General features: G+C 62.7%; 10 protein-coding genes and 6 tRNA genes. 13 read left to right on the top strand and 3 right to left on the bottom strand.

Going from position 1 to position 12,693, the window contains the following annotated elements:
- Window positions 1-25: 25 nt before the first annotated feature.
- Complete coding sequence (locus MRBLPB4O_RS07410) at window positions 26-1,222, bottom strand: amino acid aminotransferase (protein WP_341797961.1); 1,197 nt, start codon at window positions 1,220-1,222, stop codon at window positions 26-28.
- 287 nt (window positions 1,223-1,509) lie between these two features.
- On the opposite strand from MRBLPB4O_RS07410, the gene uvrB reads away from it, so the two are divergent.
- The gene (gene uvrB, locus MRBLPB4O_RS07415) at window positions 1,510-3,525 is read left to right on the top strand and encodes an excinuclease ABC subunit UvrB (protein WP_016500881.1); all 2,016 of its coding nucleotides are present in this window, start codon (window positions 1,510-1,512) and stop codon (window positions 3,523-3,525) included.
- A gap of 38 nt (window positions 3,526-3,563) precedes the next feature.
- On the opposite strand, the gene MRBLPB4O_RS07420 is transcribed toward uvrB, so the two are convergent.
- Both MRBLPB4O_RS07420 and MRBLPB4O_RS07425 read right to left on the bottom strand, forming a co-directional pair.
- Window positions 3,564-5,054: an MDR family MFS transporter gene (locus tag MRBLPB4O_RS07420; protein WP_341798862.1), complete on the bottom strand. Its 1,491-nt coding sequence runs from the start codon at window positions 5,052-5,054 to the stop codon at window positions 3,564-3,566.
- 49 nt (window positions 5,055-5,103) lie between these two features.
- Window positions 5,104-6,159 carry an HlyD family secretion protein gene (locus MRBLPB4O_RS07425; protein WP_341797962.1) on the bottom strand — a complete coding sequence of 352 codons (1,056 nt, stop codon included), beginning with the start codon at window positions 6,157-6,159 and terminating at the stop codon, window positions 5,104-5,106.
- Window positions 6,160-6,302: 143 nt separating this feature from the next.
- On the opposite strand from MRBLPB4O_RS07425, the gene gltX reads away from it, so the two are divergent.
- The 12 genes from gltX to MRBLPB4O_RS07485 all read left to right on the top strand — a co-directional run bounded on the left by gltX (window position 6,303) and on the right by MRBLPB4O_RS07485 (window position 12,634).
- Entirely contained in the window at window positions 6,303-7,784 is a 1,482-nt protein-coding gene (gene gltX, locus MRBLPB4O_RS07430) for a glutamate--tRNA ligase (protein WP_341797963.1), read from the top strand.
- Between the two features lie 282 nt (window positions 7,785-8,066).
- Window positions 8,067-8,142: transfer RNA gene (locus tag MRBLPB4O_RS07435), tRNA-Ala, on the top strand.
- Window positions 8,143-8,214: 72 nt separating this feature from the next.
- Window positions 8,215-8,290, top strand: a tRNA-Glu gene (locus tag MRBLPB4O_RS07440).
- 53 nt (window positions 8,291-8,343) lie between these two features.
- Window positions 8,344-8,419 (top strand) — tRNA-Ala (locus MRBLPB4O_RS07445).
- 42 nt (window positions 8,420-8,461) lie between these two features.
- Window positions 8,462-8,537: transfer RNA gene (locus tag MRBLPB4O_RS07450), tRNA-Glu, on the top strand.
- A gap of 61 nt (window positions 8,538-8,598) precedes the next feature.
- Window positions 8,599-8,674 (top strand) — tRNA-Ala (locus tag MRBLPB4O_RS07455).
- A gap of 42 nt (window positions 8,675-8,716) precedes the next feature.
- A tRNA-Glu gene (locus MRBLPB4O_RS07460) sits at window positions 8,717-8,792 on the top strand.
- Between the two features lie 172 nt (window positions 8,793-8,964).
- Complete coding sequence (locus tag MRBLPB4O_RS07465; protein WP_049274396.1) at window positions 8,965-9,504, top strand: TetR/AcrR family transcriptional regulator; 540 nt, start codon at window positions 8,965-8,967, stop codon at window positions 9,502-9,504.
- Window positions 9,505-9,519: 15 nt separating this feature from the next.
- Window positions 9,520-10,353, top strand: a complete 834-nt coding sequence (locus tag MRBLPB4O_RS07470) for an alpha/beta fold hydrolase (RefSeq protein WP_341797964.1) — start codon at window positions 9,520-9,522, stop codon at window positions 10,351-10,353.
- Between the two features lie 155 nt (window positions 10,354-10,508).
- Entirely contained in the window at window positions 10,509-10,943 is a 435-nt protein-coding gene (locus MRBLPB4O_RS07475) for a thioesterase family protein (protein ID WP_016500875.1), read from the top strand.
- A 50-nt stretch (window positions 10,944-10,993) separates the two neighbouring features.
- On the top strand, window positions 10,994-11,965 hold the full coding sequence (locus MRBLPB4O_RS07480; protein WP_284399556.1) for a tRNA-dihydrouridine synthase: 972 nt from the start codon (window positions 10,994-10,996) through the stop codon (window positions 11,963-11,965).
- A gap of 225 nt (window positions 11,966-12,190) precedes the next feature.
- Entirely contained in the window at window positions 12,191-12,634 is a 444-nt protein-coding gene (locus tag MRBLPB4O_RS07485) for an Hsp20 family protein (RefSeq protein WP_041168109.1), read from the top strand.
- Window positions 12,635-12,693: the final 59 nt, after the last annotated feature.

Here is a 12,693-nt window from a genome sequence, read left to right on the forward strand (position 1 = left end):
AGCCTCTCCCAGGCAAATCAATAGGTTACAGCACTTCGACGATGGCCTTGGTCACCACGTGGATGTTGCTCTGGTTCAGCGCGGCAACCGCGATCCGGCCTGTGTCCAGCGCGTAGATGCCAAACTCGTTCTTCAGGCGCGCCACTTGTTCAACGGTCAGGCCCGAGTAGGAGAACATGCCCGCCTGGCGGCCAACGAAGCTGAAATCGCGCTTGGCGCCATATTCAGCCAGCAGGCTGACCATTTGCTGGCGCATGCCGTGGATGCGCTGGCGCATCTCGCTCAGCTCGGCTTCCCACATCTGGCGCAGTTCGCCGCTGTTCAGCACGGTAGCGACGATGGTCGCGCCGTGGGTCGGCGGGTTGGAGTAGGTGGTGCGGATTACGCGCTTGACCTGCGACAGCACGCGAGTGCTTTCGTCTTTGTTGCCGGTGACGATCGACAGTGCGCCAACGCGCTCGCCATACAGCGAGAACGACTTGGAGAACGAACTGGAAACGAAGAAGTCCAGGCCCGACTCGGCGAACAGGCGCACGGCGAAGGCGTCTTCGGCGATGCCGTCACCAAAGCCCTGGTAGGCCATGTCGAGGAACGGCACATGGCCCTTGGCCTTGACCACTTCCAGGACGTTTTTCCAGTCGTCCAGGCCCAGGTCGACGCCAGTCGGGTTGTGGCAGCAGGCATGCAGCACGACGATCGAGCCGGACGGCAGGTTGTTCAGGTCTTCGAGCATGCCGGCACGGTTGACGTCGTTGCTCGGCGCGTCGTAGTAGCGGTAGTTCTGTACCGGGAAACCGGCGGTCTCGAACAGTGCGCGGTGGTTTTCCCAGCTCGGGTCGCTGATGGCAACCACGGCATTGGGCGACAGGCGCTTGAGGAAGTCGGCGCCGATCTTCAGCGCGCCGGTGCCGCCAACGGCCTGCACGGTGACCACGCGGCCGGCGGCCAGCAGTGGCGACTCGGCGCCGAAGATCAGTTTTTGCACGGCCTGGTCGTAAGTGGCGATGCCGTCGATCGGCAGGTAGCCGCGCGAGGCGTGCTGGGCGGCACGCTGGGTTTCGGCTTCGATCACGGCGCGCAGCAGCGGAATGCGGCCTTCCTCATTGCAGTACACGCCAACGCCCAGGTTGACCTTTTCGGTACGTGGGTCGGCGTTGAATGCTTCGTTGAGGCCCAGGATAGGGTCGCGGGGTGCCAGCTCGACAGCGGAAAACAGGCTCATTGTTACCTTGGCTCTGATTGGAGAGTGATAGGACGTACACGCTCCAGCCGAATGCACTGAAGCGGTGCACAAACGGGGAGTCAGTATAGTGATACCGCCCGGTCACTGCGACACTCTGGCACAGCTTTTCCGGCTATTTGCGCAAATATTTTTCGACCATTGGTCTAATTGCCGTGTCCACTGTAACAAGCGCTCACAGCCCGGCCTTGAAAGCGCGCCCGGATAGCCGCATTTGGGTATAGACTACTGGCTAAATTTACAGTTGCTGCAATACCGCGAGGTCCGACATGTCCGAGTTCCAGCTCGTCACCCGTTTCCAGCCGGCCGGCGACCAGCCCGAGGCCATCCGCCAGATGGTCGAAGGCATCGAGGCGGGGCTGTCGCACCAGACGCTGCTCGGCGTAACGGGCTCGGGCAAGACCTTCAGCATCGCCAACGTCATCGCGCAGGTACAGCGCCCGACCCTCGTACTGGCGCCGAACAAGACCCTGGCCGCGCAGTTGTACGGCGAATTCAAGGCGTTCTTCCCCAATAACGCGGTGGAGTATTTCGTTTCCTACTACGACTACTACCAGCCCGAGGCCTACGTGCCGTCGTCGGACACCTTCATCGAGAAGGACGCCTCGATCAACGACCATATCGAGCAGATGCGCCTGTCGGCGACCAAGGCGCTGCTGGAGCGGCGCGATGCAATCATCGTGACCACCGTGTCGTGCATCTATGGCCTGGGCAGCCCCGAGTCCTACCTGAAAATGGTCCTGCATGTGGACCGCGGCGACAAGCTCGATCAGCGCGCACTGCTGCGCCGGCTGGCCGACCTGCAGTACACCCGCAACGAGATGGACTTCGCCCGTGCCACCTTCCGTGTGCGCGGTGATGTGATCGACATCTTCCCGGCCGAGTCGGACCTTGAAGCCATCCGCATCGAACTGTTCGATGACGAGGTGGAGAACATCGCCGCCTTCGACCCGCTCACCGGCGAGGTTTTCCGCAAGTTGCCACGTTTCACCTTCTACCCCAAGAGCCACTACGTTACCCCGCGGGAAACCCTGCTGGAGGCCGTGGAGGGCATCAAGGAAGAGTTGAAGGAGCGCCTGGAGTACCTGCACAAGGCCAACAAGCTGGTGGAAGCGCAGCGCCTGGAGCAGCGCACCCGTTTCGATCTGGAAATGATCATGGAGCTGGGTTACTGCAACGGCATCGAGAACTACTCGCGCTACCTGTCCGGGCGCCCGGCCGGTGCGCCACCGCCCACCCTGTACGACTACCTGCCAGCCGATGCACTGCTGGTGATCGACGAATCACACGTCAGCGTTCCGCAGGTCGGTGCCATGTACAAGGGCGACCGTTCGCGCAAGGAAACCCTGGTCGAGTACGGCTTCCGCATGCCCTCGGCACTGGACAACCGGCCGATGCGCTTCGATGAGTGGGAAGATGTAAGCCCGCAGACCATCTTCGTGTCCGCTACCCCGGGCCCCTACGAAGCCGAGCATTCCGGGCGCGTGGTGGAGCAGGTGGTGCGTCCGACCGGCCTGGTAGACCCGCAGGTCGAGATACGGCCGGCACTGACCCAGGTGGACGACTTGCTGTCGGAAATCCGCAAGCGCGTGGCGCTGGGCGAGCGGGTGCTGGCCACTACGCTGACCAAGCGCATGGCCGAGGATCTCTCTGATTACCTCGCCGACCACGATGTGCGGGTGCGCTACCTGCACTCGGACATCGACACGGTGGAGCGGGTAGAGATCATCCGCGACCTGCGTCTGGGCACCTTCGACGTGCTGGTGGGCATCAACCTGCTGCGCGAAGGCCTGGACATGCCGGAGGTTTCGCTGGTGGCGATCCTCGATGCCGACAAGGAAGGCTTCCTGCGCTCGGAGCGCTCGCTGATCCAGACCATCGGCCGCGCTGCGCGTAACCTCAATGGCCGGGCCATCCTGTACGCCGACAACATCACCGGCTCGATGCAGCGGGCGATTGACGAAACCGAGCGACGCCGTGAAAAGCAGGTCGCCTTCAACGAAGCCAACGGCATCGTGCCCAAGGGCGTGGTCAAGGACATCACCGACATCATGGAAGGCGCCACTGTGCCTGGCGCGCGCAGCAAAAAGCGCAAGGGCATGGCCAAGGCGGCAGAAGAGAGCGCCCGTTACGAGGCCGAGCTGCGTACGCCGGGCGAGATCACCAAGCGTATCAAGCAGCTTGAAGAGAAGATGATGCAGTTCGCCCGCGACCTGGAGTTCGAAGCTGCGGCGCAGCTGCGCGACGAGATTACCCAGCTGCGCGAGCGGTTGATTACCAGCTGATCCCTTTGGGTGGCTGAACTGGCCCTATCGCCGGCAAGCTAGTGGGCTTCCCCAGCCTTCAACCCCGCCGGCAGCTTGCGGGTGAGCAACACTGCCACCATGCTCACCGCCAACCCGATCCCGACAAAGTGGAAGGCGTCGTTGTAGGCCATGATCATGGCCTGCTGGTGGGTGATTTCGCTTAACTTGCCCAGCGCCGCATTGTCATTGCCCAGCCGCTCGGCCAGTTGCGCCAGCCGTTCCGCTACCTGCGGGTTGCTCGGCACTACCGCTTCGCGCAGGTAGTCGAAATACACCTTGGTGCGCGCATCCAGCAGCGTGGCCAGCAAGGCGATGCCAATCGCACCCCCCAGGTTACGCAGGATATTGAACAGGCTCGATGCCGACCCCGCATCCTGCGGCTGGATGTAAGCCGTGGCGATCAGCGAAATGGTCACCATAATCATCGGCTGGCCAAGGGCGCGGATGATCTGGATATGGTTGAACTGCGGCCCGGCAAAGTCCGGGTTGAGCACCCCCGAGCCGAAACTGGCGGCGCCGAACAGACAGAACCCCAGGGCGCACAGCAGCTTGGGCGACACCACTTTCATCAGCTGTGGTACCAGCGGGATCAGAAACAGCTGCGGCACCCCCATCCACATGATCACCTCGCCGATCTGCAAGGCGTTGTAGCCCTGCACCTGGGCCAGGTACAGCGGCAGCAGGTAGATCGACCCGTACAGGCCTACGCCCATGCCCAGGCTGGCGATGCTCGACAGGCCGAAATTGCGGTTACCGAGGATGCGCAGGTTGATCAGCGGGTGTGGCTTGGAGAACTGCAGGATGACGAAGGTGATCAGGCTGACCAGGGCGACGCTGCCCAGGCCGACGATCAGGTGCGACTCCAGCCAGTCCTTGCGGTGCCCCTCTTCAAGAAACACCTGCAGGCAGCCCAACCCCAGGCCCAGGGTGACGATGCCTGCATAATCGGTGCTTTTCAGCAGCTCCCAGTGCGCCTCTTTCTTCTCCAGCCCGTACAGCAGGCCGGCAATCATGACCAGGCCAGGCGGGATGTTGATGTAGAAAATGTACTCCCAGCCCCAATTCTCTGTCAGCCAGCCGCCCAGGGTGGGGCCGATGGAGGGGGCAAACGTGGCGGTCATGGCGAACATCGCCATGCCTTTGGCGCGGTGGTGTTCGGGCAGCTTGATCAGCGTGAGGGTAAACGCCAGTGGGATCAGCGCGCCGCCGGTAAAGCCTTGCAGGGCGCGGAACAGGATCATGCTCTCCAGGTTCCAGGCCATCGAGCACAGCAGTGACGACAACAGAAAGCCCCCGGAAACCCACACGGCCAGGCGCCGGGCAGACAGCAGCTGCACCAGCCAGGCGGTCAGCGGAATCATGATGATTTCCGCCACCAGGTACGAGGTGGAAATCCACGAGCCTTCTTCCAGGGTTGCCGACAGGGCACCCTGGATGTCCTTCAGCGACGAGTTGGTGATCTGGATGTCCAGCACCGCCATGAACGCGCCGAGCATCACACTCATCACCGCGATCCAGTCGCGCCGGGTAGGCTCGTCGCTGGGCCTGAGCAGTTGGTCACCGGCCATCGTGGCCTTCGCTCTCGCTGCGCAGGTCGATGGTGGCGGTCACCGACATGCCGGGGCGGATGCGCCCATGCAGGGGGTTGTCGGCGCTGAAGGTGAGCTTGACCGGGATGCGCTGCACCACCTTGGTGAAGTTCCCGGTGGCGTTATCGGGTGGCAGCAGGCTGAACTGCGCCCCCGAGGCCGCGAACACACTGTTTACCCGGCCTTCGATGGGGGTGTCCGGGTAGCTGTCGAACAGCAGCTCGGCGCGCTGGCCAGGCTGCATGTGGCCGATCTGGGTTTCCTTGAAGTTGGCCTGCACCCAGATGTCTTCGTCGGGCACGATCGACAGCAGGTAGGCACCGGCCTGCACCACCTGGCCATTGCGCGCATTGCGCTGGCCGATAGTGCCGCTGATCGGCGCGCGGATTTCGCAACGGGTCAGGTTAAGCTCGGCCTGGGCCAGGTCGGCGCGGGCATTGGCGATTTGTGCATCGAGGCGTTTGAGGTCGGCGTTCAGGGCGTTGACCTGCTGGCGCTGGCTTTGCAGGTCGGCGCGGGCCTTGTCGACCTGAGAGCCGGCAACATGGCTGTCTGCCGATAGGGTGGTGACCCGCTCCTCGGATATGAAACCTGGCTTGCGCAGCTTTTCGGCACGGCTCAGGTCCACTCGGGAACGGTCGAACGTGGCCTGGTTGGCTGCCACCTGAGCCTGCCCGGCGGCGATCAGGCTACCTTGCTGGGTCAGGCGACTTTGTGCCTGTGCGTATTCCGCTTCACGGGTGGCCAGGGTGGCGCGGGCGCGGTCAACCGCCAGGTCAAAGTCTGCCGCTTCCAGGCGTACCAGCAGGTCACCTCTGTTAACGTGCTGGTTGTCCTCGACCGGCACCGCGTCGATACGTGCGCCCAGCTGGCTGGAGATACGGGTGATCTCGCCCTGTACGTAGGCGTTGTCGGTGCTCTCGTAGAAGCGGCCCTTGAAGTACCAGTGGGCCAGGAAGGCGAGGGCGATGATGGCCACCAGGGTGAAGAAGATCGCCAGGCGGCGTTTGAGTTGGACAGGCATGGGGACTATCGTTCCAGAAATGTAAGCAAATTTAACAGTGTCGCAGGGCCTGTCCACAAGTGACGTTCGCGCCATTGCTGGAGCCCGGTGCCTGCCTCCTGCTAACATCCCGCCTTTGTTTCATCTTCAGTTCGAGACCTTCCATGACCACCGTACGCACGCGTATCGCGCCATCGCCTACCGGCGACCCCCATGTCGGCACTGCCTACATCGCCCTGTTCAACTACTGCTTTGCCAAGCAGCACGGCGGTGAGTTCATCCTGCGCATCGAAGACACCGACCAGCTGCGCTCCACGCGCGAGTCGGAACAGCAAATCTTCGACGCCCTGCGCTGGCTCGGCATCGAATGGAACGAAGGCCCGGATGTGGGCGGCCCGCACGGCCCTTACCGCCAGAGCGAGCGTGGCGAGATCTACGCGAAGTATGCCAAGGAGCTGGTTGACGCCGGCCACGCCTTCTATTGCTTCTGCACCGCCGAAGAGCTGGAGCAGATGCGTGCCGAGCAACAGGCCCGCGGTGAAACCCCGCGCTACGACGGCCGCGCACTGCTGCTGAGCGCCGAGGAAGTGCAGCGCCGCCTGGATGCTGGCGAGCCACACGTGATCCGCATGAAGGTGCCGAGCGAAGGTATCTGCGTGGTGCCGGACATGCTGCGTGGCGATGTCGAAATCCCGTGGGACCGCATGGACATGCAGGTGCTGATGAAGAACGACGGCCTGCCGACGTACTTCCTGGCCAACGTGGTCGACGACCACCTGATGGGCATCACCCACGTCCTGCGTGGCGAAGAGTGGCTGCCGTCGGCGCCCAAGCTGATCAAGCTGTACGAATACTTCGGCTGGGACCAGCCCAAGCTGTGCTACATGCCGCTGCTGCGTAACCCGGACAAGTCCAAGCTGTCCAAGCGCAAGAATCCAACCTCGGTGACCTTCTACGAGCGCATGGGCTTCATGCCGGAGGCGATGCTCAACTACCTGGGCCGCATGGGCTGGTCGATGCCGGACGAGCGCGAGAAGTTCTCGCTGGACGAGATGGTCGAGCACTTCGACCTGTCGCGTATTTCGCTGGGTGGCCCGATCTTCGACATCGAGAAGCTGTCCTGGCTCAACGGCCAGTGGCTGCGCGAACTGCCGGTCGAGGAATTCGCCACACGCCTGCAGAAGTGGGCATTCAACAGCGACTACATGATGAAGATTGCCCCGCACGTGCAGGGCCGGGTCGAGACTTTCAGCCAGGTAGCCCCGCTGGGCGGGTTCTTCTTCGAAGGTGCGCTGAAGCTGGATGCCAAGCTGTTCGAAAGCAAGAAGCTGTCGGCCGACCAGGTGCGCCAGGTGATCCAGCTGATCCTGTGGCAGCTCGAAAGCTTGCGCCAGTGGGAAAAAGAGCGCATCACCGGCTGCATCCAGGCCGTGGTCGAGGCGCTGGAACTGAAGTTGCGTGATGCCATGCCGCTGATGTTCGCCGCCATTACTGGCCAGGCCAGCTCGGTGTCGGTGCTGGACGCCATGGAAATCCTCGGCCCCGACCTGACCCGCTACCGTCTGCGCCAGGCCCTGGACCTGCTGGGTGGTGTGTCGAAGAAAGAAAACAAAGAGTGGGAAAAGCTGCTGGCTTCGATCGCCTGATTCAGCGTTACACCTAACCTGTTGGGGCGGGCGTGCCCGCGAATGCGGTGTTTGATCTACCATCGCATTCGCGGGCACGCCCGCTCCCACAAGGTCCAGCTGAAGCCCGAAAAACCGGGGCAGGGCGGTAAGTGATTGTTATCTGTGAAAAAACTTTTGAATATTTTCAAAATTTCGTTTGACAGCCCTGCAATCCGATCTTAATATGCGCCCCGTCCACAGCGATGAACGAAAACGAAACGCCAGCCACCCAGCCAGCGATTCAGTTCAAAGCGACATTGTGGGGCTATAGCTCAGCTGGGAGAGCGCCTGCATGGCATGCAGGAGGTCAGCGGTTCGATCCCGCTTAGCTCCACCAAATTCCGCTTGTCAGTCACGGCTGGCGAGCAAGACCGGGTCCAGCAACCGGGTCTTGAAGGTAAGAAGGTTCGTCCCCTTCGTCTAGTGGCCTAGGACACCGCCCTTTCACGGCGGTAACAGGGGTTCGAGTCCCCTAGGGGACGCCAGTTTTACACAAGCGATGTTTCATGATGTCGCTGGGCCGCGAGGCTAGAAATCCGGGGCTATAGCTCAGCTGGGAGAGCGCCTGCATGGCATGCAGGAGGTCAGCGGTTCGATCCCGCTTAGCTCCACCAATTTTGCCGCGGTTCGCGTAAGCGGGCCGGCACGAAGGTTACGTCCCCTTCGTCTAGTGGCCTAGGACACCGCCCTTTCACGGCGGTAACAGGGGTTCGAGTCCCCTAGGGGACGCCACTTTTCCTGCGTTTTGCAGGGCTTAAAAAGGCTCGTCGATTATTGATGAGCCTTTTGTTTCGGGGCTATAGCTCAGCTGGGAGAGCGCCTGCATGGCATGCAGGAGGTCAGCGGTTCGATCCCGCTTAGCTCCACCATTTCTGCCAGGGTTCACGCAAGTGAATCTTCGCGAAGGTTACGTCCCCTTCGTCTAGTGGCCTAGGACACCGCCCTTTCACGGCGGTAACAGGGGTTCGAGTCCCCTAGGGGACGCCATCTTTACCCGCGTTTTGCGGGACTTTAAAGGCTCATTCGCTTATTGAATGAGCCTTTTGTTTTTTCTCCCTTCCGAACATTTCGCAGCTGACAAGTGGCGTGAAATTACGCTTGCCAAAAAATATGATATTGATAATATTTCGAGCATCATATTTTGAATGGCGAGTGCCTGATGAGCGACAAGAAGAGCAGAACCCGCGAGCGCATTCTGGAGGCGGCACGCAGCGCGCTGATCCAGCACGGCCCGGCCGAGCCCAGCGTCAGCCAGGTGATGGGCGCAGCAGGGCTGACCGTCGGCGGTTTCTATGCCCACTTCGACAGCAAGGACGAGCTGATGCTCGAAGCGTTCCGCCAGCTGTTGGGTGAGCGCCGCGCCTTGCTCGCCCAGATCGACCCCAACCTCGATGGTGCGGGCCGCCGGGCGCTGGCCAGTGCCTTCTACCTGTCGCGCAAACACCGGGATGCCGAGGTGCATGCCTGCCCGCTGCCCAACTCGCTGGGCGAGATGCAGCGCCTTCCGGAGGTCTTCCGCGAGGTATTGGCCGAGCACATCGAGCTGATGACTGCAGCCATGGTCGACCGCCCTGAAGATGCCGACAAGGCCCTGGCCGACCTGGCGCTCATGGTCGGTGGCCTTGCCCTGGCCCGCGCCTTGGGCACCAGCGAGCTGTCTGACCGTATTCTGCGCGCCGCCAAATCGGCGGTGCTTTAACCCTGGAGCATGGCGATGACTACCCTGAGCTGGATTCGTGGTGTCAATGGCACCCTGGGCCGCCTGGCCCCCGAGCATGTCGCGGGCAAGATGCGCCGTGCCTTCATGACCCCGCGCAATCTGCCGCCTCGGGATTGGGAGCTGCCCGTACTGGCCAACGCCGAGCGCATCACCCTGCGCTTCGGGTTGTCTGCCTTGCGCTGGGGGAAGGGGCCGACGGTGCTGCTGATGCATGGTTGGGAAGGGCGCCCGACCCAGTTTGCCGCTTTGATCGAGACCTTGGTCCAGGCCGGGCACACGGTGGTGTCGCTGGAAGGGCCGGGCCATGGCCGTTCGCCTGGCGAGCAGGCAAATGTGGTGTTGTTTGCCCGGGCGCTGCTGGAGGCCGCTGCCGAGCTGCCGCCGTTGCGTGCGGTCATTGGCCACTCCATGGGCGGTGCCAGTGTGCTGCTGGCCTTGCAGATGGGGCTACGCGCGCAGGCCGCGGTCAGCATTGCCGCGCCGGCGCGGCTGCTGGGCGTGCTGCGCGGTTTTGCCCATCGCCTGGGGATGCCGGCGCGCGCGCGGGCGGCGTTCATTCGCCAGGTTGAGCGGGATGTGGGCATGCAGATCGCGCGGCTGGATGTTACCGGTTACCAGCTGGAGCTTCCGGGGTTGGTGGTGCATGCCGCCGATGATGCCCTGGTGGCCGCCGATGAAGCCCAGGTAATCCACAGGGCCTGGTTCGACAGCCGCCTGATGCTGCTGGAGGAGGGTGGCCACCAGCGGGTGCTGTCCGATCCGCGCGTGAGTGAAGGTGTGCTCGAACTGCTGGCCAGGGCAGCTTCGCCGGCGCGCCAAAGCGCTTGAGCATCCGTTACACTCTGTGCGAATCCTGTAGGAGCAGCCTTGTGCTGCGAAGAGGCCCTTAGGAGCAGCGCATCTGTTGTGGCCGTAATGGCCTCTTCGCAGCACAAGGCTGCTCCTACAGGGGAGGGTTACATTTTCGATTCTCAGGAGTGTGCATGAGCTGGGACCTGGCAACACCCTTCGTCATCGACCTGCGCGTCGGCAGCGAGGATATCGACGGCCTAGGCCACGCAAACAACGCGGTGTACGTCACCTGGCTGGAGCGGTGCGCCTGGCGTCACTCCCAGCGGTTAGGCCTGGACCTGGCCGAGTATCGGCGCCTGGACCGGGCGATGGCTGTGGTGCGCCACGAAATCGACTACCTGGCCGCCGCCTATGAGGACGACGAACTGCAACTGGCCACCTGGATCATCGACTGGGACCAGCGCCTGCGCATGACCCGGCGCTTCCAGCTCAAGCGCCCGCGTGACGGGGTAACCCTGTTGCGCGCGCAAACCACCTTTGCCTGCATCGAGCTGTCCAGTGGCAAGCCCAAGCGCATGCCGGCGGAATTCGTCGAAGGTTACGGTCCGGCGCTGATCGGCGCCTGAATCGCCGGCAATTTTTGTTAGACTGCCGGCTTTTCCGCCGAGACCCCGACATGCAAATTGCCCTGGCCCCCATGGAGGGGCTGGTTGACAACATCCTGCGCGACGTATTGACCCGCGTGGGCGGTATCGACTGGTGCGTCACCGAGTTCATTCGCGTGTGCGACCGCCTGCTGCCGGCGTCCTCGTTCGACAAGTTGGCGCCCGAGTTGCGCCAGGGTGCGCGCACGGCCGCGGGGGTGCCCATGCGCGTGCAGTTGCTGGGTTCGGACCCGGTATGCCTGGCGGAAAACGCGGCGCTGGCCTGTGAGCTGGGTGCGCCCGTGATCGACCTGAACTTCGGCTGCCCGGCCAAGACCGTGAACAAGTCACGGGGTGGTGCCGTGCTGCTCAAAGAGCCGGAGTTGCTGCACGCCATCGTGCGTGAGGTGCGCCGCGCGGTACCAGCGCATATCCCGGTCACTTCGAAGATGCGCCTGGGCTTCGACAGCCCCGACGGCGCGCTGGAGTGTGCCACGGCCCTGGCAGAGGGGGGCTCGGCGCATCTGGTGGTGCATGCGCGGACCAAGGTCGAAGGCTACAAGCCGCCGGCGCATTGGGAGTGGGTGGCGCGGGTGCAGGATGTGGTCAAGGTGCCGGTGTTCGCCAATGGCGAGATCTGGACCGTCGATGACTGGCGCCGCTGCCGTGAGGTCAGTGGGGCCGAAGACATCATGCTGGGCCGAGGGCTGGTATCGCGCCCTGACCTGGGCCTGCAGATTGCCGCGGCGCGTGACGGGCGTGACTATCAGCCGATGAGCTGGGATGACCTGCTGCCGTTGTTGCGCGAGTTCTGGCGTCAGGCCCAGGCCAAACTGTCACCGCGCTATGCGCCGGGGCGGATGAAGCAGTGGTTGGCGATGCTGACCCGCAGTTACCCCGAAGCGGTGGTGTTGTTTGCCGAGTTGCGCCGGGAGGATGACTGCGCGCGGATCAGCCGGCTGCTGGGGGTGGAGGTGCAGGCTTTGGAGGCCTGTGTTGCCTGAGCTGGCCTCTTCGCGGGCGCGCCCGCTCCCACAGGTAGGGCACTGGTCCTGAGGCCTGTGGTGCTCCTGTGGGAGTGGGCATGCCCGCGAAAAGGGCTGCACCGATTTCAAATTTTTTACCCCTGGCCCCTTGAAAGCTTTTCCCTCGTCCATATCTCTTGAGTACGCGATGCCGAAGTCGGGTCGCGTAGTGACTTACTTGCTGAATCTCAGGAGTTTATGACCATGACTACCGCTTTCTCTCTTGCTCCACTGTTCCGCCATTCCGTTGGTTTCGACCGTTTCAACGACCTGTTCGAATCCGCGGCACGCAATGAGGCCGGTAGCAGCTACCCGCCCTACAACGTGGAAAAGCATGGCGAGGACCACTACCGCATCGTGGTTGCCGCAGCCGGTTTCCAGGAGCAGGACCTCGACCTGCAGGTCGAGAAAGGTGTCCTGACCGTAACCGGTGGCAAGCGCGACAATAGCGCCACTGAAGTGACCTACCTGCATCAGGGTATCGCGCAACGCGCCTTCAAGCTGTCGTTCCGCCTGGCCGACCATATCGAAGTGAAAGCCGCCGGCCTGGCCAACGGCCTGCTCAGCATCGACCTGCTGCGCATCGTGCCTGAAGAAGCCAAGGCCAAGCGCATCCCGATCAATGGCGAAAAACCAGCGCTGAACTGATCACGCTGCAATGATGAAGGGCACCCTCGGGTGCCCTTTTTTGTAGTCGCCTGCATCTG

The organism is Pseudomonas sp. LPB4.O (assembly GCF_038383825.1).
GTDB classification, from domain to species: Bacteria; Pseudomonadota; Gammaproteobacteria; order Pseudomonadales; family Pseudomonadaceae; genus Aquipseudomonas; species Aquipseudomonas putida.